Here is a 26,442-nt window from a genome sequence, read left to right as displayed (position 1 = left end):
GGACCCTGTGGGAGAGTAGGACACCGCCGGACTCCTTTTAGACAAAATGGCCACCCATCGATGGGTGGCCATTTTGCGTTTACACGAATAGAACAGGGAGCATCATGCCAGAAGAGGAAGAGCGCCGTCCGCGTCGCAATGACGACAGCGGATCGCGCGGTAATCGCGCTTCTGGCGGACGCCCCGGAAACAGCCGTGATGGTGGCGCCCCGCGTCGCGAGGGTGGCTACAACCGTGATGGTGGTGCCCCGCGTCGCGAGGGCGGTGGGTACAACCGTGATGGTGGTGCCCCGCGTCGCGAGGGTGGCGACAACCGTGATGGCGCAGCTCCGCGTCGTGAGGGCGGTGGCTACAACCGTGATGGTGGTGCCCCGCGTCGTGAGGGCGGGTACAACCGTGATGGTGGTGCCCCGCGTCGCGAGGGTGGCTACAACCGTGATGGTGGTGCCCCGCGTCGCGAGGGTGGCTACAACCGTGATGGTGGTGCCCCGCGTCGCGAGGGCGGGTACAACCGTGATGGTGGTGCCCCGCGTCGTGAGGGCGGTGGCTACAACCGTGAAGGTGGAGCCCCGCGTCGTGAGGGCGGTGGGTACAACCGTGATGGTGCAGCTCCGCGTCGTGAGGGCGGTGGGTACAACCGTGATGGTGCAGCTCCGCGTCGCGAAGGTGGCTACAACCGTGATGGTGGTGCCCCGCGCCGTGAAGGCGGTGGCTACAACCGGGATGGTGCCCCCCGTCGTGAGGGTGGCGGGTACAACCGTGATGGTGCAGCTCCCCGCCGTGAGGGCGGTGGCTACAACCGTGACGGTGGTGCCCCGCGCCGCGAAGGTGGTGGCTACAACCGTGACGGTGGTGCCCCGCGTCGTGATTCGGCGCCGCGCCGTGACGGTGGTGATCGCGACAAGTCCCGCTCGTTCCCGCAGCGCGGAGGCGCCGGTCGGGAGCGTCCGTCTCAGGCGGCGAATGAGCGTCCGCGGTTCGATGAGCCGCAGATTCCCGACGAGATCACTGCGCGCGACCTCAACGGGGGCGCTCGCAACGAGCTCAAGACCCTGAGCAAGGAGAACGCCGAGCACGTCGCGCGTCACCTGGCGATGGCTTCGAAGCTCATCGACGAGGACCCCGCGCTTGCGCACGAGCACGCGCTGGCGGCGTCTCGACGCGCCGGCCGTATCGCGATCGTCCGCGAGACTCTCGGCATCACCGCTTACGCGACGGGTGACTTCGCCCTTGCTCTCCGCGAACTCCGCACCTACCGACGCATCTCGGGCAAGGACGATCAGATCGCGCTGATGGTCGACAGCGAGCGTGGCATCGGACGTTCCGATCGCGCGCTCGAGACCGGCCGCGCTGTCGACCGGTCTGCCCTCGAGACTCCCGTGCGTGTCGCACTGGCGATCGCGATGTCGGGTGCTCGTCTGGATCAGGGCGATCTGGAGCTTGCGCTCGGCGAGCTCGAGATCCCCGAGCTCGACCCGGATCGGGCTTTCGAATGGAGCCCTGCTCTGTTCGCCGCTCGTGCCGCTGTTCTCGAAGACCTCGGACGCACCGATGAGGCCGCTTTCTGGGCACACCGTGCCGAGGTCGCTGCCGAGGCACTCGGGATCGACGAGGCCGGTGACGAGGAGATCTTCATCGAGGACAGCATGATCGAGGGCGAGTTCCTCGACGACGAGGTCGCCGAACCGGCCGATGAAGCAGACGAGGCTGACGTCGTCGAGGCCACTGCGGATTCCGACGAGACGGATGACGAAGCGGACGAGAAAGTGTCTGAAGAGCCCGCTGCGGACTCCGACGCCATGGCTGACGAGACCGACGCCGAAGAGCCCACGGTCGAGGACGAGGTCCGCGAGCTCCTGGGTGAGGACGAGACCGACGACGCGGACCCGGAGGCGTAGTGGCGCTGTTCTCACGCAAGCGCGCTCTGCGCACCCCCGTCGACGGGGTCGACACGATCCTCGCTGATCTCGACGGCGTGGTGTACGCAGGCCCCGGCGCATTGCCGCATGCGGTCGACAGTCTCAATGAGGCCGCGAAGTCGGCGCGACTCGGTTACATCACCAACAACGCGGCCCGCACTGACGCATCCGTCGCGGAGCACCTCAGCAGCCTGGGGCTCCGCGTCGATGCGGCCGATGTGGTCACGAGCCCGCAGGCGGCGATGCGGCTGATGGCGAAGATGGTGCCCGCGCCGGCGACGATCCTCGTCGTCGGCGGCGACGGCCTCGTCGACGAGGTGCAGAAGGCCGGCTACACGGTCACGCGCAGCGCCGAGGATTCGCCGAGCGCCGTCGTCCAGGGGTTCGCCCCGGAGGTGGCGTGGACCGATCTCGCCGAAGCCGCATTCGCCCTCAAACTTCCCGAAGACGAGGGTGGGATCCCATGGATCGCCACGAACACGGATTGGACGATCCCGCGTGAGCGCGGTGTCGCACCGGGTAACGGCACTCTCGTATCCGCGGTGCACACGGCCATCGGTCGGCTGGCTACCGTCGCCGGCAAGCCGGAGGCCCCCATCTTCGAAGAGGCGCTCGCCCGGTTCGGCGCACAGAAGGCGCTGTTCATCGGCGACCGGCTCGACACGGACATCATGGGTGCGAGCCGGGTCGGGATCGACTCAGTGCTCGTCCTCACCGGAATCGACCGACCCAAGCATGTGCTGGCGGCGCCCGAGGGATCGCGCCCGACGTACATCCTCGGCGACCTGCGCGAGCTGCATGTGCCGTACCCGGAGGTCACGGAACGCGATGGCGTGTTCGACGTGAACGGCGCAGCCGTGCGGGTCGTGGGGGCGGACGTCGAGATCGTGACGGAGTCCGGATCTCAGATCGACCTGCTGCGCGCCGGCGCGGCCGCGATCTGGGCATCGGGGACACCCGTGTTCGTGCTGCGCGTTCCCGAGCGTCTCTACGACGACCCCTTCCATCGTCCCTGAGGCAGCTCGCGTCGCTCCGGCCGCCGTCGGAGGCGCCGCGTACAGTGGAACCGTGAGCGAAGAGACGACGAGTGCGCCGACCGACGGCCTGTGGAGCCGTCTGCGTCTGATCGAGGGGCAGCCCCTTCCGGCGCGAGCGGATGCGTACGCGAGCCTGCACGACGAGCTCTCCCGACGCCTCGAGAGCGGCGCGAAGCTCGACCAACGGGAGACTCCGGGATCCCGATGACGCGACTCGATGCTGCCCTCGCCGCCCGAGGACTCGCCCGTTCGCGCAGCCACGCCGCCACGCTCATCGCCGAGGGGCTCGTGAGCATCGATGGCCGCCAGGCGGTGAAGGCTTCGACCGCCGTCGACGATGAGGCGCAGATCACGATCGCGGGTGCCGACCACTATGTCGGCCGCGCGGCCCACAAGCTCATCGCCGGGCTCGACGGATTCGCGATCCCCGTCGAGGGGCGGCTCGCACTGGACATGGGGGCCTCCACGGGAGGCTTCACGCAGGTGCTCCGCGAGCGCGGCGCAAGAAGGGTCCTGGCGGTCGACGTCGGGCACGGACAGCTCGCAGCGTCGATCGCGGCCGACCCCGGCGTCGTCGCCGTCGAGGGCTACAACGTGCGGCACATGACGCGTGAGAACCTCGCGGAGGCGACCGGCGAGAGTGGCGTGCCCGACCTCATCGTCGGGGACCTGTCGTTCATCTCGCTAGAGCTCGTTCTGCCCGCAGTGGCGGTCATCGCCGAGCCGGGATCCGACGTCCTGCTGCTCGTGAAGCCGCAGTTCGAGGTCGGGCGAACCGCGGTGCGCGGAGGTCTGGTCACCGATCCCGCCACGCGCGCGGACGCCGTCGCCCGCACGGTGTGGACCGCCTGGGACCTCGGGTTCGGGATGCTCGGCATCCTGCCGTCCCCGATCCTCGGAACGCACGGGAATGCCGAGTATCTGGTGCACCTCGCGCCGGGTCGGGGCAGCAATCCGACAGAATGGTTGGACACCATCAACCGACTGGCAGGAGGACGATGAACGAGCGCAGCATCCTGGTCGTCGCCCACGCCGGCCGAGTGGACACGGTCGACGCGGCCCGTCGGGTGATCGGGGCGCTTCGTGAGGCCGGAGCCCGGCCGGTGCTGGCCGCCGACGACCATGAGGCCCTCGTGGCCGTGGACGAGTTCTTCGCCGACACCGAGGTGCTCGGCGCATCCGTCGATCCGGCTGACCTCGAACTGGCGATCGTGCTGGGTGGGGACGGGACCATCCTTCGTGCGGCCGAGCTCGTCCGTGACAGCGGCGCACCTGTGCTGGGCATCAACATGGGCCACGTCGGCTTCCTCGCCGAGATCGACCGCGACGACATGGACAAGGCCGTCCGCCGCGTGATCGATCGTGACTACGAGGTCGAGGAACGGCTCGCGCTTTCCGTGCGGGTGAAGGATGCCGCAGGGGCGGTCGTGTACGAGACCTGGGCCCTCAACGAGGCCACGGTCGAGAAGGCGAGCCGGGAGCGGATGATCGAAGTCGTCCTCGAGATCGACGGTCGCCCGCTGTCGAGCTTCGGCTGCGACGGCATGGTCATCTCCACTCCCACCGGCTCGACCGCCTACAACTTCTCCGCCGGGGGACCGGTCATCTGGCCCAGCGTCGAGGCGATCGCCGTGGTGCCGCTGTCGGCGCACGCGCTCTTCGCCAAACCCCTGGTCGTGAGCCCTGATGCCGCAGTCGCCATCGAGATGCTCGAGCGCACCGACGGCTCCGGCATCCTGTGGTGCGACGGGCGACGCTCGCACGACCTGCCTCCCGGCGCACGCGTCGTCGTCCGGCGGTCCTCACGTCCGGTGCGCCTCGCACGGCTGCACCCCACGGCGTTCACCGACCGGCTCGTGCGCAAGTTCCAGCTGCCCGTCGAAGGATGGCGCGGTCAGACGCCGGGGGCGCCGTCATGATCGAGGAGATGCGGATGCAGGGCCTCGGCGTGATCGCCGACGCCGTGCTGCCCCTCGGTCCGGGATTCACGGCGATCACCGGCGAGACCGGTGCCGGCAAGACGATGGTGGTCACGGGACTCGGCCTGCTGCTGGGCCAGCGCGCCGATTCCGGCGCGGTGCGCGCCGGCGCTGCGCAGGCCTCGGTCGCCGGGGTGTGGATCGTCCCCGAGAAGGGCGATGTCGCCGAGATCGTGGCGGACGCCGGGGGAGAGTTGGAGCCGGCAGGGGCCGGCAAGGCCGAGCTGTACGTCTCGCGCACGCTGAGCGCCGAGGGCCGCAGCCGCGCGAGCGTCGGTGGCCGCGCAGCACCGGCAGGCGTGCTCTCGGCTCTGGCCGAAGAACTCGTCGTGGTCCACGGACAGTCCGAGCAGCTGCGTCTGCGCTCCGCGGCTGCGCAGCGCGACGCGCTCGACCGCTTCGGCGGCGCGCCGATCGCGAAGGCGCTCGAGACGTACGCCGGCTCCTTCGCCCGCTGGCGAACACTCGATGCCGAAATCTCCGAGATCACCGAGAACCGCGACCGTCGTGCGGAGGAAGCAGCTCGGCTGCGCGAAGCCCTCGCCCTGATCGAGGCGACCGCGCCGGAGCCGGGGGAGGATCAGGAGCTCGCCGAACGCGCGGAGCGACTCGCGAACGCCGAAGAGCTGCGCCTCGCGGCCTCTCTCGCGCATGGCGCGCTCTCGAGCGAAGACGGCGAACTCGACGCATCGGCCCTCGTCGCCGAGGCGCGTCGCCTGCTCGAGCGCACCGCCGATGCGAAACTCACCGAGATCGGCGAAAGCATCGCCGACATCGGATACCGGATCGCCGACACCGCCGGTCTGCTCTCCGCCTATCTGGCCGACCTCGACGAGACGGGCCCCCACGAGCTCGCCGCCGTCGAAGAGCGCCGCGCGGCGCTCGGGACCTTGATCCGTGCACACGGTTCCCTCGACGAAGCTCTCGCGCTGTGGCAGACGGGGTCCGCCCGCCTGGCCGAGCTCGACGACGACGGTGATCGCATCGAACGTCTCATCGCCGAGCGTGACGCGGCGCGCGCCGAACTCGATGCGCACGCCGCCGCGCTGACCGCTGTGCGCACGGACGCCGCCGTCCGCCTCGGCGACGCCGTGACCGACGAGCTACACGCCCTCGCGATGCCGGATGCGCGCCTCGAGGTCGCCGTCTCGGAGGGGGCCGAGAGCACCCACGGTCGGGACGACGTCGCCATCCTCCTCGCCCCGCATCCGGGTGCCGAGCCGCGCTCCGTCTCCAAGGGGGCCTCGGGCGGCGAGTTGTCTCGCGTGATGCTCGCGATCGAGGTCGTCATCGCGGCGACCGACCCGGTCCCGACGTTCGTCTTCGACGAGGTCGACTCCGGTATCGGAGGTGCGGCCGCCATCGAAGTGGGGCGGCGACTCGCCCGGCTCGCAGAGAAATCGCAAGTCATCGCGGTGACGCACCTCGCGCAGGTGGCGGCGTTCGCGAACAATCACTTGTCGGTCGTGAAGGCCAATGATGGCGCGGTCACGGCCTCGAGCGTGCGGCGTCTCGAGGGCGAAGACCGAGAGGCCGAGATGGCCCGTCTGCTGTCCGGACTCACCGATTCCGACGCCGCGCTGACCCATGCGCGTGAACTTCTCAGCCTCCGCGTCCCCACCGCCTGATAGGATCGAAGCCCGTGATGAACTCTTCTTCCGCGGCACCCAAGAACGACACGACCAAGCACATCTTCGTGACTGGTGGTGTCGTTTCGTCTTTGGGTAAGGGACTGACGGCGGCCAGCCTCGGCAACCTCCTCACGGCCCGCGGTCTGCGCGTCGTGATGCAGAAGCTCGACCCTTATCTGAACGTCGATCCCGGCACGATGAACCCGTTCCAGCACGGTGAGGTCTTCGTCACGGACGACGGCGCCGAGACCGACCTCGACATCGGCCACTACGAGCGGTTCCTCGACATCAACCTGTCCGAGGCCGCGAACGTCACCACCGGCCAGATCTACTCGCAGGTGATCGCGCGCGAGCGCCGCGGCGAGTACCTGGGCGACACGGTGCAGGTCATCCCGCACATCACCGACGAGATCAAGCGCCGCATGCGCCTGCAGGCTTCGGAAGACCCGCGCCCCGACGTGATCATCACCGAGGTCGGCGGCACGGTCGGCGACATCGAGTCGCAGCCCTTCCTCGAATCCGCCCGCCAGCTGCGCCACGAGCTCGGTCGCGACAGCGTGTTCTTCGTGCACGTCTCGCTCGTCCCGTTCATGGGGGCGTCGGGGGAGCAGAAGACCAAGCCCACGCAGCACTCCGTCGCGGCGCTCCGTCAGGTGGGTATCCAGCCCGACGCGCTCGTGCTCCGCAGCGACCGCCCCGTGAGCGCGAGCAACCGCAACAAGATCGCCCTCATGTGCGACGTCGACGTCGAAGGCGTCATCAACACGGTCGACCTGCCGAGCATCTACGACATCCCGTCGACGCTCAACGACCAGGGGCTCGACTCGTACATCGTGCGTCGCCTCGGCCTCGATCAGAAGGCCGCGGAAGAGGTCGATTGGACGCGCTGGAGCAAGGTGCTGCATGCCGTGCACAACCCCAAGCACGAGGTCACGATCGGCCTGGTCGGCAAGTACATCGACCTGCCCGACGCCTACCTCTCCGTGACCGAGGCTCTCAAGGCCGGCGGTTTCGCGCAGGAGACCAAGGTCAACATCCGCTGGATCCCCTCGGACCTCTGCGAGACGCCGGAAGGCGCCCAGGAGCAGCTGGCCGAGCTCGACGGCATCTGCGTGCCCGGCGGCTTCGGCATCCGCGGCATCGAAGGCAAGCTCGGCGCCCTCAAGTTCGCACGCGAGCAGGGCATCCCGACGCTGGGCCTGTGCCTCGGCCTGCAGTGCATGGTCATCGAGTACGCACGCGATGTGGCCGGCATCGTCGGCGCCTCGTCGAGCGAGTTCGACCCGGAGACCGCCGAGCCCGTCATCGCCACGATGGCCGAGCAGATCGACATCCTCGACGGCGGCGACCTCGGCGGCACGATGCGCCTCGGTCTGTACCAGGCGACCCTCGCCGAAGGATCGCTCGCTCGTGAGCTGTACGGCGCGCCGGAGGCCTCCGAGCGGCACCGTCACCGTTACGAGGTCAACAACGCCTACCGCGACCGTCTGACGGACGCCGGGCTGGTCTTCTCGGGCCTCAACCCCGAGCTCGACCTGGTCGAGTACGTCGAGCTGCCGCGCGACGTGCACCCGTACTACATCGCCACGCAGGCGCACCCGGAACTGCGCTCGCGCCCGACCGCGCCGCACCCGCTGTTCCGCGGGCTCGTCGGCGCCGCGATCGAGCGTCACCGTGCGAGCGAACTGTTCGACGTGAGCGATGACGTCACGGCCGATGCCTGAGTCGATCGAGCCCCTCCGGGACGAGCCGTTCGAGCCGGAGGTGCTCCAGAGCGACCTCGTCTACGAAGGCAGGGTCTGGGACGTGCGCTCCGACCGCGTGCGCTACGGCGACGGCGAGATCGTGCGGCAGTACGTCGACCACACGGGCGCCGTGGCTATCCTCGCGCTCGACGACGACGGGCGTGTCCTGCTGATCCAGCAGTACCGGCATCCGATCCGTCATCGGGATTGGGAGCTGCCCGCGGGTCTGCTCGACGTCGAAGGGGAGGAGCCGCTCGCGGCCGCCCAGCGCGAGCTCGCGGAGGAGGCGGATCTGGTGGCCACCCACTGGGAGCCGCTGGTCTCCTCGTGGACCACCCCCGGCGGCAACGACGAGATGATCCACATCTTCCTCGCGACGGGCATCGCCTCGGCCGAGCGCCCGCACGACCGTGAGGACGAGGAAGCCGACATCCGCGTCGAGTGGGTGCCGCTGGACGATGCGGTGGAGGCCGTTCTCGGCGGCCGCATGCACAACGGCATCCTCACGATCGGCGTGCTGGCCGCGGCACAGAGGCTCCGCGATCGGGGCTGAGGGATGCTGCTCGAGCGCGCCTGCGACGCGTACCTGCGTCATGTCACGATCGAGCGCGGTCTGAGCGAGCACACGATCGCCGCGTATCGGCGCGACCTCGGGGTCTACACGGAGTGGCTGGCGGCCGAAGGCATCACCGACACGTCGGCGGTCACGGCGGCGGTGATCGACCGCTTCATCGCGGAACGCGCCTCGGCCGAGCCGGCCCCGGCGTCGTCGAGTCTCGCGCGGCTGCAATCGTCGGTGCGGGGCTGGCATCGATTCCTCGCTCGGGAAGGAATCGAGATCGATGACCCGAGCGGACGGCTGCGTCCCCCCAAGGCCCCGCGTCGACTCCCGAAGGCGCTGACGATCGATCAGGTCGAGCGGCTGCTCGGCGCTCCGTCACCGGAGGATCCGATCGGCGTGCGCGACCGCGCGCTCCTGGAGCTTCTCTATGCCACGGGTGCCCGCGTGTCCGAGGCGATCGGGCTCGACGTCGACGACCTGGCACACGGCGATGTGCTGCGGCTGCGGGGCAAGGGGTCGAAGGAGCGCATCGTGCCGATCGGATCGTTCGCGCGCGCAGCCGTCGATGCGTATCTCACGCGCGTGCGTCCGGCGCTCGCGGCGAAGGGGCACGCCTCGGCCCGGCTCTTCCTCGGTGCACGCGGATCACCGTTGTCGCGGCAGAGCGCCTGGCTCGTGATCCGGGCGGCCGCCGAGAAGGCGCAGATCACCTCCGAGGTATCGCCGCACACGCTGCGGCACTCCTTCGCGACGCATCTGCTGCAGGGCGGCGCCGACGTGCGCGTGGTGCAGGAGCTGCTCGGGCACTCGTCGGTCGCGACGACGCAGATCTACACGCACGTCTCGGTGGACACCCTGCGAGACGTCTACGCCACCTCGCACCCGCGCGCGCGGTGACCTCCGCCGATGCGGGACGGGCGCCATGCCGCGTGCCGAGGCGGCTGAGGAACGGGCCGACCGGTACAATCGACCAAGCACGAAGGAGCAGGAGAATCGGTGGCTGAGAAAGTGGCGAAGTCCAGGGCGAAGGCGCAGAAGGCCGACGAGACCCCCATGGGACCCACCGGCCGTCCGTATCACGGGTTCGCGATCCCGGAACCGCTGAAGTCCCACGGCCCTGCACGCATCATCGCGCTGTGCAATCAGAAGGGCGGCGTCGGCAAGACGACGACCTCCATCAACCTGGCCGCGGCTCTCGCGGAGTACGGCCGGAAGGTGCTCGCCGTCGACTTCGACCCGCAGGGCGCACTGTCCGCCGGTCTCGGCATCCCGACGCACGACGTGCCGACGATCTACGACCTCCTGCTCGACACGAAGCGCGACGCGCATGACGCGATCGTGCACTCCAGCGTCGAGGGCCTCGACGTGATGCCCGCGAACATCGACCTGTCGGCCGCCGAGGTGCACCTCGTCAACGAGGTCGCCCGCGAGACGATCCTCGCCCGGGTCCTGCGCCAGGTCGCGGGGGAGTACGACGTCATCCTCATCGACTGCCAGCCCTCGCTCGGCATCCTCACGGTCAACGCCCTCACCGCCGCACACGGCGTGATCATCCCGCTCGAGTGCGAGTTCTTCGCTCTGCGCGGTGTGGCCCTGCTCATCGAGACGATCGACAAGGTGCGCGACCGGCTGAACCCCTCCATCACGATGGACGGTCTGCTGGCGACGATGTACGACCCGCGCACGCTGCACTCCCGCGAGGTCCTCGAGCGCGTGGTCGAGGCCTTCGGAGACGATGTGCTGGAGACCGTGATCGGCCGTACCGTGAAGTTCCCCGACGCCTCGGTGTCGGGTGTGCCCATCACCGAGTTCGCCCCCGAGCACGCGGCCGCTCAGGCATACCTGCGGCTGGCGCGGGAGCTGGTCGCCCGTGGCGCTGTCGCCTAGCGAGGAGTCCGTCGACGCGACGCTCGAGGAGAGCGCGGAAGATACGGTCGTGTCCGAGCCGGGCTTCCGGGTCTCGCTGTCCAACTTCGACGGCCCGTTCGATCTGCTCCTGAACCTCATCTCGAAGCACGAGATGGACATCACCGAGGTCTCGCTGAGCGCGGTCACGAACGAGTTCATCGCCTACCTCGGTCAGCTCGAGAACGAGGAGGAGCTGGACCAGGCGTCCGAGTTCCTCGTGGTCGCGGCGACGCTCCTCGACATGAAGGTGGCCGGGCTTCTCCCGCAGGGCGAATTGGTGGATGCCGAGGCCGTCGCGCTGCTGGAGGCGCGCGACCTGCTGTTCGCGCGGCTGCTGCAGTACCGGGCCTTCAAGGAGGTCTCGGCGTGGTTCTCCCGCTGTCTGCAGCGTGAGGACCGTCGGCACGTGCGCGCGGCACGCCTCGACGAGAAGCACCGCAAGCAGACGCCCGAGCTCGTGTGGTCCTTGACCGTCGACGACTTCGCGGCACTCGCGCTCTTGGCCTTCGCGCCCAAGGAGATCCCGCACGTCGGCCTCGATCATCTGCACGCGCCGCTGGTCAGCATCCGCGAGCAGGCGGCGATCGTCGTCACGTTGCTGCGCGGCACGGAGTCGCTGAGCTTCCGCGAGCTCGTCTCGGGGGTGAGCGAGCCCGGCATCGTCGTCGCGCGCTTCATCTCGGTGCTGGAGCTGTACCGCCACGCGGCCCTGTCCTTCGAACAATTGGAACCGCTCGGTGAGCTCACGCTGCGCTGGGCAGCCGACTCCTGGTCGGACGAGACTCTTGCGACCCTGGGGGCCGACTATGACCGATGACATGACCGAGACCGTGGACGAGGTGACCGAGGCGACCGAGGCGACCGAGATCCCGCTGTCCGAGCGCATCGAGGCCATCCTCCTCATCGTCGACGAGCCGCTCGGGCTGGTGGCGCTGGCCGCCGCGGTCGGATCCCCGGTGCCCGCCGTGCGGCAGACGCTCGAGACGCTGGTCGACGACTACGACGGGAAGGGCAAGGGCCCGCGCCGTGGTTTCGAGCTCCGCGAGGTCGGCGGCGGCTGGCGTCTCTATGTGCGCGAGGACCTCGATTCGCTGGTCGCCGAGTTCGTCGGCGGACAGGCCCCGGCTCGACTCTCGCAGGCGGCGCTCGAGACGTTGGCGGTCATCGCGTACAAGCAGCCGGTGACGCGCAGTCAGGTCGCCTCCATCCGTGCGGTGAACGTGGACTCCGTCGTGCGCACCCTCCTCGCCCGTGGTCTCATCACCGAGCTGTTCGCCGACTCCGAGACCGGCGCGATCAACTACGGCACCACCGACGCACTCCTGCAGCACCTGGGCATCAACTCGCTGGACGAGCTGCCCCCGATCTCCCCTCTGCTCGACGACGGTGCAGACGGTTTCGACGAAGGGACCATCCGATGAGCGGCTTCGAGGCCTCCACCGACTCCGAGGGCGCCCCCGAGGGCATCCGTCTGCAGAAGGTGCTCGCCGGCGCCGGGGTGGCTTCGCGCCGCGTCGTCGAGCAGTACATCACCGAGGGGCGCATCCGCGTCAACGGCATCGTCGTCTCGGAGCTCGGCCGGCGCATCGACCCGGAGCACGACCTCGTCGACGTCGACGGCACCGCCGTGCAGCTGGACGTCTCCAAGCGCTACGTCATGCTCAACAAGCCCACCGGCGTCGTCAGCAGCATGAAGGACGAGAACGGTCGTCCCGACCTCCGTCGCTTCACCGAAGACTACGAGGAGCGTCTCTACAACGTGGGCCGCCTCGACGCGGAGACCAGCGGTCTTCTGATCCTCACCAACGACGGCGCGCTCGCGCACGTGCTCGCCCACCCGTCCTTCGGGGTGACCAAGGTCTACATCGCCAAGGTCGAGGGCACGGTGCTGGCCCAGACGATCTCGCAGCTCACGAAGGGCATCGAGCTCGAGGACGGTCCGATCGCGGCCGACAAGGCGCGCCTGCTGGACACCTCGCGCGGGTCGAGCCTGGTCGAGCTGACGCTGCACTCCGGACGCAACCGCATCGTGCGCCGGATGCTCGCCGCGGTCGGCCACCCGGTCACCGAACTGGTGCGTCGGCAGTTCGGACCGCTCCACCTGGGAACCCTCACGGCCGGGAAGACGCGGGAACTGACTAAAATCGAACTCGGCGCGCTTTTGACCTTGTCGCGCCGTGATTCCGGTGTCGCCGAGGCGCCAGGCGAGCAGGAGAACGAATGACCGATACGACGAGTGCGCCCACGGCGCGGAGGGCAGGCGCCGTCGCGCCGCGGCTCTCCGGCACCGTCCGCGTCGTCGGTGCCGGCCTGCTCGGGGCGAGCGTCGGACATGCGCTCCGGTCGAAGGGCATCGACGTCGTGCTGACGGATGCCTCGCCCGCGCAGCTCCGCCTCGCGGTCGACTACGGCGCCGGTCGCCTCGCCGCCGACGATGACGAGCCCGCCCTGATCGTGGTGGCCGTGCCGCCCGACGTCACCGCCGACGTGATCCAGGCCGAACTCGAACGCTTCCCGGCGGCCGTCGTCACCGACGTCGCCAGTGTGAAGCTCGAGCCGTTCCGCACGCTGCAGGCACGCGGCGTCGACCTCACCCGCTACATCGGCTCGCATCCGCTCGCCGGGCGCGAGCGCGGGGGAGCGATCTCGGCGCGCGCCGACCTGTTCGTCGGTCGCCCCTGGGTCGTGTGCCGTGACGAAGACACGAAGGCCGCCGATCTCGCCCTGGTCGAAGCCCTCGCGCTCGACGTGGGGGCCATGCCGCTCGAGATGACGCCGGAGGAGCACGACCGCTCCGTCGCGCTCACCTCCCACGTGCCGCAGGTGGTGGCGAGCCTGCTCGCCGGCCGTCTCGCGGATGCCGAGGAGGGCGCTCTGCGCCTCGCCGGCCAGGGAGTGCGCGACACCACACGCATCGCCGCCTCCGCCCCCGAGCTCTGGGTGCAGATCCTCGGCGCCAACGCCGGTCCCGTCGTCGAGATCCTCGACGCTCTCGCGGGCGATCTCGCCGACGTCGCCGCCGCGCTGCGTGAGCCGGGCGCTCCCGGTGCCCGGCGCATCGTCGCGGAGACGATCCGTCAGGGGAACGACGGCGTCGACCGTCTTCCCGGAAAGCACGGACAGAACCAGCGCTTCGAGTCGCTCATCGTCATGATCGACGACACCGCCGGTCAGCTGGGTCGCCTGTTCGGCGAGCTCGGAGAACTCGGTGTGAACGTCGAGGACCTCCGACTCGAGCACTCGCCCGGGGCCCAGTTCGGCCTGGCCGAGATCAGCGTCGACCCCGCTGCACTGCACGGGGCGATCACCGGGCTCCAGGAACGCGGCTGGCGGATTGCGGGGAACACCAATGACTGACACCACCACCCCGTCCGCGGCACCGGCTTCCGCGACCGACGCGCACAAGTTCATCGCCATCGACGGCCCGGCCGGTTCGGGCAAGTCCAGCGTGTCGAAGGCCGTCGCCCGCACGCTCGGTTTCGGCTACCTCGACACGGGCTCCGCGTACCGCGCACTCGCCTGGCATGTACTGGACCGCGGCGCCGACACCTCCGATGCCGAGGCCGTCCTCGCCGCCGCATCCGATTTCCCGGTGCGACTGGGGCTCGACCCCGACGACCGCACCGTCCGCGTCGGCGATGCCGATGTGACCGAAGCCATCCGGGACCCGCGGGTCTCCGGTGCCGTGAGCGGCGTGGCGCGCGTGCCCGCCGTGCGCGCCCAGGTGAACGAGCTGTTCCGCACGCTCGTCGCCGAGTCGTCGTACCCGGCCGTCGTGGTCGAAGGCCGCGACATCACGACCGTCGTCGCACCGGACGCCCCCGTGCGGATCCTCCTCACCGCGGCCCCCGAAGTACGGGCCGCTCGACGTGCCGGTGAACTCACCGGCGAGAACGCGGATGCTGTCGCCGCGGCGTTGCACAAGCGCGATGCCTCAGACAGCGCCGTCGTCGACTTCCTGAACGCCGCAGAAGGCGTCGAGGTCGTCGATTCGACGGAACTCGATTTCCCCCAGACCATCGACGCCGTCCTCACGGTGATCGAACGAATCCAAGGAGCACACCGTGGCTGACGACGAATACGAAGGCGGCCCCGACCAGCTCGCCGAGAAGATGGAGAACATCGACGAGCACCTCGCCGAGCAGCGCGCGGAGACCCTGCGCGCAGGCCTCTCCGACTACGAGCTGGACGATGAGGACGCAGAGCTTCTCGCGGGCATCACGCTCGGCGAGGACGGCATCCACTACAGCCCTGCTCTCCCGGTGGTGGCGATCGTCGGACGGCCGAACGTGGGCAAGTCCGCGCTCGTGAACCGTATCCTCGGGCGCCGTGAGGCCGTCGTGGAGGACACTCCGGGTGTCACACGCGACCGCGTGACGTACAAGGCCGAGTGGGCCGACCGCCGCTTCTCGCTCGTCGACACCGGCGGATGGGAGCCCGACGCCCGCGGCATCGACCGTTCGGTCGCGATGCAGGCCGAGGTCGCGATCGACCTCGCCGACATGGTGCTGTTCGTGGTCGACGCGATGGTCGGTGCGACGTCGACCGATGAGCATGTCGTGAAGCTGCTGCGCAAGAGCGGCAAGCCGGTGTTCCTCGTCGCCAACAAGATCGACGACGCCCGCCAGGAGCCCGAGACGGCGGCCCTGTGGAGCCTGGGCCTCGGTGAGCCGTACCCGGTATCGGCCATCCACGGTCGCGGTGTCGCCGACCTGCTGGACGCCGTGCTGAAGAAGCTTCCCGAGGTCTCGGCCGTCGCGAAGCAGGAGATCGGCGGACCGCGTCGTGTCGCCATCCTCGGTCGCCCGAACGTGGGCAAGTCGTCGCTGCTGAACAAGGCGGCCGGCGAGGAGCGTGTGGTCGTCAACGACCTGGCCGGCACCACCCGCGACCCGGTGGACGAGGTCGTCGAGCTCGGCGGCAAGATGTGGCGCCTTGTCGACACGGCCGGCATCCGCCGTCGCGTGCACATGGCGCAGGGTGCCGACTTCTATGCATCGCTCCGTACTTCGGCGGCGCTGGAGAAGGCCGAGGTGGCCGTCGTCGTGCTCGATGTGTCGGAGACGATCAGCGAGCAGGACGTGCGCATCATCGACCTCGTGCTGGAGTCGGGGCGCGCGCTGGTGCTCGCGTTCAACAAGTGGGATCGTCTGAACGACGACGACCTCGAGAACGCCGACCGCCGTCGCTACCTGGAGCGGGAGATCGAGCAGGACCTGGCGCACGTCGCCTGGGCTCCGCGCGTGAACATCTCGGCGAAGACCGGTCGTCACCTCGACAAGCTGGTCCCCGCGCTGGAGACGGCGCTGGAGAACTGGGATCGCCGTATCCCGACCGGCAAGTTCAACGCGTTCCTCGCGGAGCTCGTCGCCGAGCACCCGCACCCGCTGCGTGGTGGCAAGCAGCCGCGCATCCTGTTCGGCACGCAGGCGTCGACGCGCCCGCCGACGTTCGTGCTGTTCACGACCGGTTTCCTCGACCCGGGGTACCGCCGATTCATCCAGCGACGTCTGCGCGAGCTCTACTCGTTCGAGGGCACGCCGATCGTCATCAACATGCGCGTGCGCGAGAAGCGCCAGCGCTGATCTGTTCCCGCGGATGTCTCGCCGTGGTGCCGACGCTCCGATGCTGTGAAAGGCTGAGGGGGTGACTGTCGTACCTCCTGCCGCCGGTGAACCGCGTCGCCCCGAAGGGCCGCGCGATCCGGGCGACGCCTGGGTGGTCGCCGAGTCGGGGGAGCGGTACTGGGGGCGGTTCGGCGCTGCCGGTCTGCTCGCGTACGACCCCGCTCGCGGCATCCTGCTGCAGCACCGCGTCGCGTGGAGTCATTTCGGCGGTACCTGGGGTCTGCCCGGCGGAGCACTGCATGAGGGCGAGAGTGCCATCGTGGGAGCGATCCGCGAGGCGCAGGAGGAAGCGGGCGTGCCGGACGGCGCCGTGCGCCCACGGTTCACGAGTGTCCTCGATCTGGGTATCTGGTCGTACACGACGGTCGTCGCGGATGTGCGCGTGCCGTTCGAGCCGGTGATCAGCGACCCCGAGAGCGTGGCGTTGGAATGGGTTCCCGTGGAGGCTGTCGAGACGCTGCCCCTGCATCCGGGGTTCGGTGCGGCGTGGCCTGCTCTGCGCGCACTTCTCGAGGTGCGGCCGGTGGTGGTCGTCGACGCGGCGAATGTCGTCGGTTCGGTGCCGGACGGATGGTGGAAGGATCGCGCGGGAGCTGCTGAGCGGTTGCGTGACGAGCTCGCGGGTTTGACCCTTCCGGCCGCTGACCTGGAGCTCGACGGCGACCGATGGTTCCCAGATGTATCGATGGTGGTCGAGGGGCAGGCTCGCGGCATCGAGTCCGACTCGAGCATGGTCGCCGTCGTCCGGGCTGAGGCCGGGGGCGACGACGCGATCGTCGCCGAAGTCGAGCGTCGGATCGCAGAGAGGCGTTTCGTGGTCGGGGTGACCAGCGACAGAGGCCTGCGTGAGCGGGTCGATCGCGCCGGTGCCCACCTAGTACGATCCGCGGGTTGGTTGCGCGACCTGATCGATCGCAACTCCTGAGGCGTCTGCGGGCCACGGGCTGCTCCGCTGACTCTCCGTCAGACGAACATGACCCGGCGCGGCGGGGGATCGGCGTAAGCGCGTCCTAACGGACTGTGCCAGGTGATGCTGCCATCCCGTTCCTGCTGCGCTGTCCACCGATGCGGATCGGGGACGTCGGGATGCTTGAGAGCATGGTGTGCGCGGCAGAGATGCCCGAGGTTGTCGATACGCGTCTTCCCGCCCTTGGCATGATCGTGTTGGTGATCGATCTCGCAGCGGTGCGTGGGCATCCGGCACCCGGGAAAGCGGCAATGCTGGTCGCGGGCGCGCAGGAACCGCCGCATGCCCTCGGTCGGAGTGTAGGTGTCGGTCTCGACCAGCATGCCGGCGGCATCGAGGAACAGGCGGGTCCAGCCGGTGTTGTGCCCAGCAAGGGCGCGTGCCGTGTCGGGGTCCAACGGCCCGTGGCCGTCGAGCTCGGCAGGTCGGTCGTCGCTGCCGGCGAGTGTCGTGGCGGCGACCGTGACCTGGATGCGTCCCTGGATGTTGCCGAGAGCGCCCACGTGTGCCTTGCTCGGTTCGCCGGCGAGGAGGAGGTCGGTGAAGAGATCTGCCTGGATCTGCGCCCACGTGCGTGTGTCGTCAGGGACGTGCTCGATCTCGGGATCGATCGCAAACGTCTCTCCGTCGATGCCGAAGATCCTCCCGGCGGCGTCGGAGTCGGCGTCGGCGTCGGCGGAAGTGGCGGAGGCATCCTTGGCGTCGGAGTCGGCGGCCGCTGTGATCGCGTACGCGTCGAAGGCCGGGTCGTCGAGTGCGAAGTCTTCCGGGTGAATGGCGTCGACATCGTCGTCTGACCACCAGGGCAGGAACTCGGGTGCACGATCCTGTCGCGCTCGCACGACCTCTCGCGTCATCCGGCTCAGCCTGTCGGAGATGGCAGTCGCGATCCACTCGGGTAGCACCGCTGTGAGCAGGGCGAGGCCGTCGTCGAGCGACTTCACGGTCACAGAGCGTTCGTCGGCGGCTCGTCGATGCCGCTCCACGATGCTTTCGCCGATGAGCGCGCCGGCCACCCGTCTTGCGTGCGCGCCGGTGCGGGCAGCCGTGTCTTGCTCGGCGACGACGAGCACCGCCGTCTCGAACAGGGCCATGACGCCCGCATCGACCTTCTTGTTGCGGATGGCTTCGGCGATGAGAGCGCTGGCGCGGGCGATCTCGCGGACGTGGCCGGCGCTCAGTGAACCCTCGGCGAACGCCGCACGGACCGCAGGGAGGTGGTCGTGAAGCGCCTGTGCGTCGGCGAAAGCGAAGTCCATCGATCCGCGGGACACGCGACCCGCAGCCGAGAACTCCGCAACCATCGAGCGACGGATCGCTTCGCGGTGGAAGGGGCTCTTCGAAACCTCGGCATCGTGGAGGGCGATCTGCTCCACCAGCAGGTCGGCCGCCTCGGCTTCGAGCGCGGCGATCCGCCGTCGCTTCTCGACCCAGGCATCGAGCACACGGCGTCGCTCCTCGATTTCGAGGTCGAAGTCGGTGTGGGTTGCCATATCTTCAGGATAGAACAAACATTCGAATCAGTGACTTGAAGATGACGGCATATCAATCCTCTGGCTCGTGGTTCCGGCCGCGCAGTTTGTCGATGTCGCGGCGCTCCCGCTTCGTGGGACGCCCTGCTCCGCGATCGCGAAGGCCGAGCGCCGCCTGCGGCTCGCGCTCGGGGGTCCGGTCTTCGTAGGCGAGAGCTGCCGCCGGCGCGCCCACGCGCTTGACGAGGAGCTGGCGTACGAAGAGGATCCGGTCGAAGCCGGCGATGCGGATGCGCAGCTCGTCGCCCACGCGGATCTGCTGAGCTGCCTTGACCTTCTCGCCGTTCACCCGTACATGCCCCGCGCGGCATGCGGTGGTCGCCGCCGATCGCGTCTTGTAGACGCGGATCGCCCAGAGCCAGCTGTCGACGCGTGCCGCATCCATCAGGAAGCCCGCTTTCGCAGCGTGACGAGCGCGCCCGCGACGATGAGGCCCTGGCCGAGTGTGTAGGTGAGCATGACGGCCGGGCTGCTCCACGCCGGGAGCCCATCGGGCAGGAAGAGCCGGAACGCGAGCAGTGTGTCGCTGGTGAGGAAGAACGCTCCACCGACCGCGACCAGCGGACGACACCGCGCTGAGAACGCGGCCGTGCCGCCGAGGACGAGTCCATACACGGCGACGGCGATCAGCAGGCCCCCGGTGTGCGGGCCGAGAACCGCGATCATCGCCACCCACCACGCGGCATAGACGAGCGCCCACCACGGCATCCGTCGCACGCGGAGGTGGCGGGCGAAGAGCAGGATGTATGCCACATGGGCGATACCGAAGAAGAGGAGCATCAGGGGGAGTTCCGGCGCCGCGGGGAACAGTGCGCCTGCACCGTCGCCGAGCCAGGAGAAGAGGAGCGCTGCGAGGAGAAGGACCAGGGTCGCCGGCGGTTTCAGCCACCCAGCGGAGGCCAGGACCGGGATGGCCAGCATCGGCATGAGCAGGAGCTTGGTCGGTCCGGCGAGCGGGCTGCCTGCGGCGAGCAGGACGACGTGAAGAACGGAGACCGCGGCGTAGGGGACGAACGTCCAGGTCAGTAGCGAGGACGGGGCGCGGCGCTGCATCTCCCCATCGTAGGGTCGGCTCATCCTCGGACGCGTTGCGAGGCGGGGCATGGGCGGCTCAGGATTCGACGGTGACCTGCTGCACGGCATCGTCGATGCCCAAGTGCACGGCGGGCCAATAACCCTCGGGGAAGTGCTCGCCGCAGTCGTCGATCAGGTGGAAGACGACCGTGCCGTCCGGGGTGGCCTCGATCGCCTCGAGCGCCAGATCGGACGCGGCATCATCGAGGTCGTGCGGCTCGGGCTCGCCGGTGCTGAAGTTCGCGACGACGGCATCCGTCGCCACACGTCGGAGATGGGCGAGTCGCTTGACGACATCGCGCATGCGGGGGAGCAGGGGTGCGACCTCGTCGGGAGTCGTGCCCTCGAGCATGAGTTCGAGTTCGGTTCCGTCGACGGAGACCGTGCCGACGAACCAGTCATGCGTGATGACGGAGCCGTCGGTGAGCTCGGAGGTGGCGCGGGTGAAGGTGCCGAGTTCGGGATCGTCGATGGTCGGGCTCGCGTCGCTCATGCCTTCACGCTAGTGGCTCGCGACAGGGTCGGATCACGAGGAGAACTCCCGCGCGACAAGAGTGCGTCCGGGCTTGAGTGACGACTTCTCGGTGAAACCGGCCGCGAGGAACGTGCCGAGCGTGCCGTGGAACAGATCATTGGCCCGTTGCTTCTCGCCGCCGGTGTCGACCGGGTACCCCTCGATCAATCGTGCGCCGGATTCCCGCGCGTACTCCACGGCGGCGTCGAGTAGAGCGCGATTCAGACCAGCCCCGCGATGCTCGCGTCGCACGACGAAGCAGGTGACCGCCCAGACGGACTCGTCGTCGAACGGCTCGGTGGTCGCCGCCGCGATGATGCGCGTCCGCGGGATGCGCGCCTGGCGGGTGCGCGGCCCGATCCTGATCCAGCCGGCAGCCTCACCATCGACGTAGGCGATGATCCCGGGCGGCGGCCCCTCATCGATCTCGGCGCGGAACATCTCGGTGCGCTGCGGAGTCGTGGTCGCGTTCCAGCCCTTGTTGCTCAGCACCGGCCAGATGCACTGGCAGCTGGCACCGTCACCGCCGCCGGTGAGAGCGTGCTGCACGTCGTCCCAACGGTCGGTCGTCGCCACCTCGGTCGTGATCGTCACCATGCTCGCGAGGCTACGCGCGGCATCCGACAACCCGCAACGGCTCGGTTCGCGGAGCGGCTCGGGATGCGGCTAAGATAGGGGAGTTGCCTGCGCGAGAGTGCAGAACAACGGGCTGTGGCGCAGCTTGGTAGCGCACTTGACTGGGGGTCAAGGGGTCGCAGGTTCAAATCCTGTCAGCCCGACCGAGAAAGGCCCGGAAACTCGCAAGAGTCTCCGGGCCTTCTGAGTGTCCGGGAGGGCTCCCCGCCGAGCCCGCCGGTGCAACCGATCGTGCAACCGGATCGGGTTTGCCGGCTGCAGCGGAGAAGACGGGGGAGCGGTCGGTCGGGCGTGCGCACAGCTGCGGCGATCGACGCGGCCGTTGCGCGCGTGCCACGCATGGCCTACTCTGCTAATTCGTACTAGTAATTCGAACCAGTAACTCAATGGAGAGTGAAGATGTCCGTGATACTTCTGCGCAGGCACCCCCGGATGAGCCGGTCTCGACGGGCGGTGCGCACGGCCGCGACAGGCCTCTTGGTACTCGCCTTGGCGGTGGCCGGAGCTGTCGCGGCTCCACCCGGCTATGCCGCTGACATCACGAGTTCTGGAGACGCATCCGTCACCTTCGATCCGGCAGCCAAGACGTGGACACTCGAGACCAGTGCGGTGCGCCGCGTGATCCGCTTCCAGAGCGGAACCCTGGCGCAGACATCACTCGTCAACAAGGCGACCGGTCGTGAGTATCAGCAGAGCGGGGCGTCGTCGGAGTTCCGGATCCGCATCGAGGCCAACGGCGCCACCCCGGCCACGGACTACCGCGGCTCGACCGGAGGGTGGAGCTACGACGGCTTCACCTCTGTCGTGCAGCCGAACGGATCGATCGAACTCGCCGTCACTCTGAGCACGCCGTACCTGAAAATCGTGCGGCACTACTGGCTCTACCCGCAGACCTCGTTCATCGAGGAACGCACCGACATCACGAACAAGACCTCCACTGCGAAGTCCTTGAACGACTACTCGGCGCTCTCGATGCGCGTGCTCGGGGATGATGCCTCAGACGTGGATATGTATTACATATCGGGCGACAAGGCGACGGGCATGTATCAGCAGCTCAAGGGGCCGATCCCTCTGGCGAGCGGGCTGCAGAATCCCGGCGGCAAAGGGGGAAACGGGCATCAGGAGTTCGTGACCCTTCGCGACCGGGTGGCTGGTGAGGGAATCGTGGCGACCTGGGACCATACGGGGAACTGGGTCATGAACGTCGGCGACTCCTACGGCAAGATCCTCATCGAACCGCGTGCCACCGCTTCCACGCCTCTGGCGGCTGGCGCGACGATCGCGGGGCCGCTCGGCCGCATCGGCTTCTATCAGGGCGATCTCGATGCGATGGGCAACGCACTGCTCGACTTCACGTACCGCTACCTCTGGAGCCACACCGACGACGACTACTTCCCGCTCATCCGGTACGGCGGCTACGGCAGCGACCCGGCGACGATCGCTGCCAAGATCCACCAGCTTTCCTATATCGGCGGCGACATGGTGTGGATGGACGACGGATGGCAGGACAAGGTCGGCGACTGGAATGCCAAGCCGGGGGAGCCGCTCGCCGAGTACCGTGATTTCGCCGCTCTCCATGGCCAGAAGGTCGGCTACTGGCTCATTCCCTGGGGAGCCGAAGCCACGTCTGCCGTCGCTGCGGCGCATCCGGACTGGATGGTGAACCCCACGGACCGCAAGGCCGGTCTCGACACCACCTTGCCAGGTGTCACCGATCACATCGGCGACATGCTCTCCGCGCGGCAGGACAGCTACGGCCCGTTCATGCTGAAGACCGACTTCGGCGCCGACTCCGGCAACCTCGCCAAGGCGAACGCGACCAGGCAGATCCTGGCCGACTTCGTCGCGGACAATCCCGATGCGGGTCTCCAGCTCTGCAGTGACGGGGGCGGTCTGATGAACATGGGAACCGTCGCCCTCTCCGACCTCGCCCTGCAGCGCGATGGGACAGCAGGTCGGGAGGACGGCTACTGGACCTCGATGCTGTACCCGACTGAGAAGCTGATCGTCTCTTACGGACGCGGAGATGTCGGCGCATACACGAAAAGCAATCGGCACCTGCTGAGCTTCCACTTCACGGTGGCCGGTGACACGACGGCCGGCCCGGCGGCGCTCGAGCCGCTGCGCATCGATGCCGAACTCTACCGCTACCTGAACACCAAGGGTGTGATCGGTCGGTGGGTGAAGGTCTACCGCCCGACCGCGGCCAGCGGCAGCGCGACGGGCATCATCCAGAAGATGAGCAGCGACTCGAACCGCGGCTACATCACGTTCCCGAAGTCCGCGTTCGCGCTCGGATCGAGTGTGACGATCTTCCCGAAGGGGCTCATTCCTTCCGCCGACTACACGGTCGCCGGCCAGGAGGGCTCGGTGGCCACGCAGACGAAGACCGGCGCCCAGTGGATGGCGAGCGGTATCACGATGTCGTCGTATGTCGAGGGAGAGATCGTCTACTTCAACCTGCAGGACCGTCCCGGCAGTCACACCGACGCGGTCGCGCCGACGGCCCCCAGCTCTGCGAGCGCCCGGACGGCCAGCCACCTCGGTCAGACCGGACGTGAGTTGACCTGGACGGCCGGTCTCGACGACCGTTGGCTGTCGCACTATGAAGTGCAGAAGGACGGCCAGTCCTACTCGAAGGTGAGCCGCGGCGAGTACTTCTTCGATGCCGGCGCGACGACGGCCACCACCTACAAACTGCGGACGGTCGACGGTGACGGCAACGTCTCGGCGTGGGTTCCGGTGTCGAACGGATGACATGTGCAAGTTTCAGATTGACAGGTCTGCGCGCCGACGGCTACGCTCGCTATTACGAATTAGCGCCCGGATTCCGGACCGCGAATACTCGACGGAGAGTGACATGACCTCACGGGCACGCCCCAGCCAGCGGCTGATCGCCGAGCGCGCGAACGTGTCGCAGTCGGCCGTCTCGATGGTCGTGAGCGGCCAGGCGGACGCCCAGCGCATCCCGAAGGCGACCCAGGAGCGCATCCTCGAGGTGATGCGCGAGGTCGGCTACGTGCCGAACGTGGCGGCTCGGCTCCTCCGGGGGCAGCGTAACGGACTGCTGGGCGTGCACACCTACGAACGCGTCTTCCCGGTCGCAGAAGACGACTACTACCACGAGTTCCTCATCGGCATCGAAGAGGCAGCCGTCGAGAAGAGCGTCGACCTCGTGCTCTTCACCTCGACCCTTCGCACCGATGGCAAGCGGGCCGTCTACAGCGACGGCATGAACCGGCTGCGTCTCGCGGACGGCGCCATCTTCTTCGGACTGGAGAAGGACGACGCCGAGCTCCTCCACCTGAAGAACGATGGCTATCCCTTCGTCTTCATCGGAAAGCGCACTGTCGCCGGGGGAGATGTGCCCTACGTCAGTGCCGACTATGCCGGTGGCATCGCCGCGACGCTCGACGTGCTGCAGGATGCGGGGCATTCGGACATCTGCTATCTCGCTTCGACGGAGCGAGCCCTTCCGCAGCATGAGCGTCTCGCCGCATTCTCCGCCGAAGTGAAGCTGCGCGGGATCGGCGAGAACGTCGTCGAGGTCGCCCCATCCGAACTCGACTCCGCCGCTGACCGGATCGTCGCGAGCGCGTCGGCCCTCATGGTGGAGACGAACGAGGTGGCCGAAGCTCTGGAAGCGGCACTCGCCCTTCGAGGAGTCGTCGTGCCACGCGACATCTCCGTCGTGGTGCTCGACACCCCGGCTCCGCGCTCCGCTGCGGCAGGCTGGAGTCACATCGGGTTCCCCCGCCGGGAGATGGGCAAGGCGGCAGTGTCACTGCTTCTCGAGCGCCTCGACGATCCTGACGCTCGCGAATCGATCGTTCTGCCGATCGTGGCACCAGGCACTGCCACCGTGGGCCGCGCCGCGCGCCCCCGTCTGGTCGGCTGACGCGACCGAAGGCGACGTCGTAACCGATGCGCCAGAAGCGCTTACTAATACGAAACAGCACCCCCCGCACAACGCACGACACAGATATGGAGATCACAATGAAGTTCACTCCCCGTCGACACGCGACATCGCCCACTCTCGTCTTGGCGATCTCGGCGACGCTCGCTCTCACGCTCGCCGGATGCAGCTCGCCGTCCGGTGAGACGGCATCCGGAAGCGGCGACACCCTGACCGTGTGGTTCCCCGGCAACAGCCAGCCCGAGATCGACCTCGTCACGGACACTCTGGTTCCGCAGTTCGAGAAAGAGAACGACGTCGATGTGGAGGTGACCTTCGTCGACTGGGGCGACCTGTCGCCCAAGCTCAACGCGGCCTTCGCTGCCGGCACCGCACCCGACGTGTTCGGCCACGGGCCCGCCGCCGCCGCGGACTTCGTGGCGAACGACCGGGTGCTCGCACTCGACGACGACGTCGCCCAGTTGCCGCAGGCCGATCAGGACGACCTCGCCGACTCGCTCGTCGGCGGCCAGGTCGATGGGACGCAGTATCTGCTCCCGCTCTCGATCACCGGCCAGCTGGTCGTGTACCGCGCGGACCTGCTGGAGGACGCCGGAGTCGATCCCGCGACCATCACCACCTGGGACGACGCGCGGGCCGCCGCCGAGAAGCTGACAGTGCGCGAGGGCGACAAGGTCACTCAGGCCGGACTTCTCCTCGGCAGCGCCGCCATCCAGCGCAGCCTCAACTTCAACGCGCTCATCGCGGGCGAAGGCGGTTCTCTGATGAACGCCGATGGCTCGAAAGTCGAGTTCGACAGCCCCGAGGGAGAGAAGGCGCTGCAGTTCTTCACCGATCTGTACCAGGGCCCCGACGCGGTCGCCAACGGACTGGGCAACGACTACCTCAACAGCCCGCCCGCCCAGCAGCCGCTGGTCACCGGCGATGCCGCGATGACGGTGCTCACCTCACAGGCCGCTGCCGCGATCGTCGCGGCGAACCCCGACCTCGAGCTCGGCGTGCTCCCCGCCCTGTCGTTCGAGGAGCCCGCAGCCTTCGGGGGAGCCGGAGCCGGACTGTTCATCAACGCCGACTCGAAAGCGGCCGACCTGTCGTGGAAGTTCATCGAGTTCATGACCTCCGCGCAGATCAGCACGGAGTACGCCGAGGGCACCGGAACGATCCCGATCCGTGCTTCGGCCGTCGACTCGGACTACGTGAAGAACAGCCCCATCCTGCAGGCCTTCCTCGCCGAAGTGCCCAACTACGTTCCGAACCCGAACGTGCCCAAGTGGACGCAGATCCGCGACGTACTCGACACGTACCTCGAGCAGGCACTGAACGGTGTGGCCACTCCGGCCGAGGCGCTGAAGAGCGCCGCCGCCGAAGCCACCAGCATCATCGGAGGCTGATCCA

At 68.5% G+C, this 26,442-nt stretch carries 25 protein-coding genes and 1 tRNA gene; 21 read left to right on the top strand and 5 right to left on the bottom strand.

Annotated features, from left to right (window positions below; all coding sequences use genetic code 11):
• Positions 1-104 precede the first annotated feature (104 nt).
• The 17 genes from CQ034_RS19735 (at position 105) to CQ034_RS06220 (ending at position 17,333) form a co-directional block, all read left to right on the top strand.
• The gene (locus CQ034_RS19735; RefSeq protein WP_258134109.1) at positions 105-1,898 is read left to right on the top strand and encodes a primosomal protein; all 1,794 of its coding nucleotides are present in this window, start codon (positions 105-107) and stop codon (positions 1,896-1,898) included.
• Positions 1,898-2,935 carry an HAD-IIA family hydrolase gene (locus CQ034_RS06290; RefSeq protein ID WP_029261480.1) on the top strand — a complete coding sequence of 346 codons (1,038 nt, stop codon included), beginning with the start codon at positions 1,898-1,900 and terminating at the stop codon, positions 2,933-2,935. Before CQ034_RS19735 ends, CQ034_RS06290 begins: the two co-directional genes overlap by 1 nt.
• Before the next feature lie 52 nt (positions 2,936-2,987).
• On the top strand, positions 2,988-3,164 hold the full coding sequence (locus CQ034_RS19535) for a hypothetical protein (protein WP_167381665.1): 177 nt from the start codon (positions 2,988-2,990) through the stop codon (positions 3,162-3,164).
• A complete protein-coding gene (locus tag CQ034_RS06285) occupies positions 3,161-3,958 on the top strand; it encodes a TlyA family RNA methyltransferase (RefSeq protein WP_029261481.1) in 798 nt (265 codons plus the stop codon). Before CQ034_RS19535 ends, CQ034_RS06285 begins: the two co-directional genes overlap by 4 nt.
• The gene (locus tag CQ034_RS06280) at positions 3,955-4,875 is read left to right on the top strand and encodes an NAD kinase (RefSeq protein WP_105710299.1); all 921 of its coding nucleotides are present in this window, start codon (positions 3,955-3,957) and stop codon (positions 4,873-4,875) included. Before CQ034_RS06285 ends, CQ034_RS06280 begins: the two co-directional genes overlap by 4 nt.
• Entirely contained in the window at positions 4,872-6,563 is a 1,692-nt protein-coding gene (gene recN / locus CQ034_RS06275) for a DNA repair protein RecN (RefSeq protein WP_105710382.1), read from the top strand. Before CQ034_RS06280 ends, recN begins: the two co-directional genes overlap by 4 nt.
• Before the next feature lie 17 nt (positions 6,564-6,580).
• Positions 6,581-8,290 (top strand): CTP synthase, encoded by a 1,710-nt coding sequence (locus tag CQ034_RS06270; protein ID WP_105710298.1) that lies wholly within the window; start codon positions 6,581-6,583, stop codon positions 8,288-8,290.
• Positions 8,283-8,864, top strand: a complete 582-nt coding sequence (locus tag CQ034_RS06265; RefSeq protein ID WP_105710297.1) for an NUDIX hydrolase — start codon at positions 8,283-8,285, stop codon at positions 8,862-8,864. Before CQ034_RS06270 ends, CQ034_RS06265 begins: the two co-directional genes overlap by 8 nt.
• A 3-nt stretch (positions 8,865-8,867) precedes the next feature.
• Complete coding sequence (gene xerD / locus CQ034_RS06260) at positions 8,868-9,770, top strand: site-specific tyrosine recombinase XerD (RefSeq protein WP_105710296.1); 903 nt, start codon at positions 8,868-8,870, stop codon at positions 9,768-9,770.
• 156 nt (positions 9,771-9,926) lie between these two features.
• On the top strand, positions 9,927-10,760 hold the full coding sequence (locus CQ034_RS06255) for a ParA family protein (RefSeq protein WP_167381670.1): 834 nt from the start codon (positions 9,927-9,929) through the stop codon (positions 10,758-10,760).
• Positions 10,744-11,598, top strand: a complete 855-nt coding sequence (locus CQ034_RS06250) for a ScpA family protein (RefSeq protein ID WP_105710295.1) — start codon at positions 10,744-10,746, stop codon at positions 11,596-11,598. Before CQ034_RS06255 ends, CQ034_RS06250 begins: the two co-directional genes overlap by 17 nt.
• Positions 11,588-12,202 (top strand): SMC-Scp complex subunit ScpB, encoded by a 615-nt coding sequence (gene scpB / locus CQ034_RS06245; RefSeq protein WP_105710294.1) that lies wholly within the window; start codon positions 11,588-11,590, stop codon positions 12,200-12,202. The genes CQ034_RS06250 and scpB overlap by 11 nt, the downstream gene beginning before the upstream one ends.
• Positions 12,199-13,005 carry a pseudouridine synthase gene (locus CQ034_RS06240; RefSeq protein WP_105710293.1) on the top strand — a complete coding sequence of 269 codons (807 nt, stop codon included), beginning with the start codon at positions 12,199-12,201 and terminating at the stop codon, positions 13,003-13,005. The genes scpB and CQ034_RS06240 overlap by 4 nt, the downstream gene beginning before the upstream one ends.
• Positions 13,002-14,138, top strand: coding sequence for a prephenate dehydrogenase (locus CQ034_RS06235; protein WP_105710292.1), 1,137 nt, complete (start codon positions 13,002-13,004; stop codon positions 14,136-14,138). The genes CQ034_RS06240 and CQ034_RS06235 overlap by 4 nt, the downstream gene beginning before the upstream one ends.
• A complete protein-coding gene (gene cmk / locus CQ034_RS06230; RefSeq protein ID WP_105710291.1) occupies positions 14,131-14,853 on the top strand; it encodes a (d)CMP kinase in 723 nt (240 codons plus the stop codon). The genes CQ034_RS06235 and cmk overlap by 8 nt, the downstream gene beginning before the upstream one ends.
• A gap of 40 nt (positions 14,854-14,893) precedes the next feature.
• On the top strand, positions 14,894-16,366 hold the full coding sequence (gene der / locus CQ034_RS06225) for a ribosome biogenesis GTPase Der (RefSeq protein ID WP_258134107.1): 1,473 nt from the start codon (positions 14,894-14,896) through the stop codon (positions 16,364-16,366).
• A 61-nt stretch (positions 16,367-16,427) separates the two neighbouring features.
• Positions 16,428-17,333, top strand: a complete 906-nt coding sequence (locus tag CQ034_RS06220) for an NUDIX domain-containing protein (RefSeq protein WP_105710289.1) — start codon at positions 16,428-16,430, stop codon at positions 17,331-17,333.
• 38 nt (positions 17,334-17,371) lie between these two features.
• On the opposite strand, the gene CQ034_RS06215 is transcribed toward CQ034_RS06220, so the two are convergent.
• From CQ034_RS06215 to CQ034_RS06195, 5 genes are read right to left on the bottom strand one after another with little or no spacing between them, the layout of a single operon-like run.
• Positions 17,372-18,868, bottom strand: a complete 1,497-nt coding sequence (locus tag CQ034_RS06215) for an HNH endonuclease signature motif containing protein (RefSeq protein WP_105710288.1) — start codon at positions 18,866-18,868, stop codon at positions 17,372-17,374.
• Positions 18,869-18,920: 52 nt separating this feature from the next.
• On the bottom strand, positions 18,921-19,292 hold the full coding sequence (locus CQ034_RS06210) for an RNA-binding S4 domain-containing protein (protein WP_181156229.1): 372 nt from the start codon (positions 19,290-19,292) through the stop codon (positions 18,921-18,923).
• Positions 19,292-19,960, bottom strand: a complete 669-nt coding sequence (locus CQ034_RS06205) for a lysoplasmalogenase family protein (RefSeq protein ID WP_105710287.1) — start codon at positions 19,958-19,960, stop codon at positions 19,292-19,294. The genes CQ034_RS06210 and CQ034_RS06205 overlap by 1 nt, the downstream gene beginning before the upstream one ends.
• A gap of 58 nt (positions 19,961-20,018) precedes the next feature.
• Positions 20,019-20,474, bottom strand: a complete 456-nt coding sequence (locus CQ034_RS06200) for a hypothetical protein (protein ID WP_105710286.1) — start codon at positions 20,472-20,474, stop codon at positions 20,019-20,021.
• Positions 20,475-20,507: 33 nt separating this feature from the next.
• The gene (locus CQ034_RS06195; protein ID WP_105710285.1) at positions 20,508-21,092 is read right to left on the bottom strand and encodes a GNAT family N-acetyltransferase; all 585 of its coding nucleotides are present in this window, start codon (positions 21,090-21,092) and stop codon (positions 20,508-20,510) included.
• 108 nt (positions 21,093-21,200) lie between these two features.
• Between CQ034_RS06195 and CQ034_RS06190 the strand changes: the two genes are divergently transcribed.
• The 4 genes from CQ034_RS06190 (at position 21,201) to CQ034_RS06175 (ending at position 26,438) form a co-directional block, all read left to right on the top strand.
• Positions 21,201-21,274: transfer RNA gene (locus tag CQ034_RS06190), tRNA-Pro, on the top strand.
• Positions 21,275-21,563: 289 nt separating this feature from the next.
• Positions 21,564-23,888 carry a hypothetical protein gene (locus CQ034_RS06185; protein WP_146114810.1) on the top strand — a complete coding sequence of 775 codons (2,325 nt, stop codon included), beginning with the start codon at positions 21,564-21,566 and terminating at the stop codon, positions 23,886-23,888.
• Positions 23,889-23,991: 103 nt separating this feature from the next.
• A complete protein-coding gene (locus CQ034_RS06180) occupies positions 23,992-25,029 on the top strand; it encodes a LacI family DNA-binding transcriptional regulator (RefSeq protein WP_181156228.1) in 1,038 nt (345 codons plus the stop codon).
• A gap of 98 nt (positions 25,030-25,127) precedes the next feature.
• Complete coding sequence (locus tag CQ034_RS06175; protein ID WP_181156227.1) at positions 25,128-26,438, top strand: ABC transporter substrate-binding protein; 1,311 nt, start codon at positions 25,128-25,130, stop codon at positions 26,436-26,438.
• Positions 26,439-26,442: the final 4 nt, after the last annotated feature.

The organism is Microbacterium sp. MYb45 (assembly GCF_002979655.1).
Lineage (GTDB): Bacteria > Actinomycetota > Actinomycetes > Actinomycetales > Microbacteriaceae > Microbacterium.
This window is presented reverse-complemented; position numbering and strand designations above follow the sequence as displayed.

What these genes read in the sequence shown, in the direction of transcription:
- CQ034_RS19735 (WP_258134109.1), top strand. Translation starts at nt 105, where the DNA reads ATGCCAGAAGAGGAAGAGCGCCGTCCGCGTCGCAATGACGACAGCGGA.
- CQ034_RS06285 (WP_029261481.1), top strand. Translation starts at nt 3,161, where the DNA reads ATGACGCGACTCGATGCTGCCCTCGCCGCCCGAGGACTCGCCCGTTCG.
- CQ034_RS06280 (WP_105710299.1), top strand. Translation starts at nt 3,955, where the DNA reads ATGAACGAGCGCAGCATCCTGGTCGTCGCCCACGCCGGCCGAGTGGAC.
- recN (WP_105710382.1), top strand. Translation starts at nt 4,872, where the DNA reads ATGATCGAGGAGATGCGGATGCAGGGCCTCGGCGTGATCGCCGACGCC.
- CQ034_RS06270 (WP_105710298.1), top strand. Translation starts at nt 6,581, where the DNA reads ATGAACTCTTCTTCCGCGGCACCCAAGAACGACACGACCAAGCACATC.
- CQ034_RS06265 (WP_105710297.1), top strand. Translation starts at nt 8,283, where the DNA reads ATGCCTGAGTCGATCGAGCCCCTCCGGGACGAGCCGTTCGAGCCGGAG.
- xerD (WP_105710296.1), top strand. Translation starts at nt 8,868, where the DNA reads ATGCTGCTCGAGCGCGCCTGCGACGCGTACCTGCGTCATGTCACGATC.
- CQ034_RS06255 (WP_167381670.1), top strand. Translation starts at nt 9,927, where the DNA reads ATGGGACCCACCGGCCGTCCGTATCACGGGTTCGCGATCCCGGAACCG.
- scpB (WP_105710294.1), top strand. Translation starts at nt 11,588, where the DNA reads ATGACCGATGACATGACCGAGACCGTGGACGAGGTGACCGAGGCGACC.
- CQ034_RS06240 (WP_105710293.1), top strand. Translation starts at nt 12,199, where the DNA reads ATGAGCGGCTTCGAGGCCTCCACCGACTCCGAGGGCGCCCCCGAGGGC.
- CQ034_RS06235 (WP_105710292.1), top strand. Translation starts at nt 13,002, where the DNA reads ATGACCGATACGACGAGTGCGCCCACGGCGCGGAGGGCAGGCGCCGTC.
- cmk (WP_105710291.1), top strand. Translation starts at nt 14,131, where the DNA reads ATGACTGACACCACCACCCCGTCCGCGGCACCGGCTTCCGCGACCGAC.
- der (WP_258134107.1), top strand. Translation starts at nt 14,894, where the DNA reads ATGGAGAACATCGACGAGCACCTCGCCGAGCAGCGCGCGGAGACCCTG.
- CQ034_RS06215 (WP_105710288.1), bottom strand. Translation starts at nt 18,868, where the DNA reads ATGGCAACCCACACCGACTTCGACCTCGAAATCGAGGAGCGACGCCGT.
- CQ034_RS06210 (WP_181156229.1), bottom strand. Translation starts at nt 19,292, where the DNA reads ATGGATGCGGCACGCGTCGACAGCTGGCTCTGGGCGATCCGCGTCTAC.
- CQ034_RS06205 (WP_105710287.1), bottom strand. Translation starts at nt 19,960, where the DNA reads ATGCAGCGCCGCGCCCCGTCCTCGCTACTGACCTGGACGTTCGTCCCC.
- CQ034_RS06200 (WP_105710286.1), bottom strand. Translation starts at nt 20,474, where the DNA reads ATGAGCGACGCGAGCCCGACCATCGACGATCCCGAACTCGGCACCTTC.
- CQ034_RS06195 (WP_105710285.1), bottom strand. Translation starts at nt 21,092, where the DNA reads ATGGTGACGATCACGACCGAGGTGGCGACGACCGACCGTTGGGACGAC.
- CQ034_RS06185 (WP_146114810.1), top strand. Translation starts at nt 21,564, where the DNA reads ATGAGCCGGTCTCGACGGGCGGTGCGCACGGCCGCGACAGGCCTCTTG.
- CQ034_RS06180 (WP_181156228.1), top strand. Translation starts at nt 23,992, where the DNA reads ATGACCTCACGGGCACGCCCCAGCCAGCGGCTGATCGCCGAGCGCGCG.
- CQ034_RS06175 (WP_181156227.1), top strand. Translation starts at nt 25,128, where the DNA reads ATGAAGTTCACTCCCCGTCGACACGCGACATCGCCCACTCTCGTCTTG.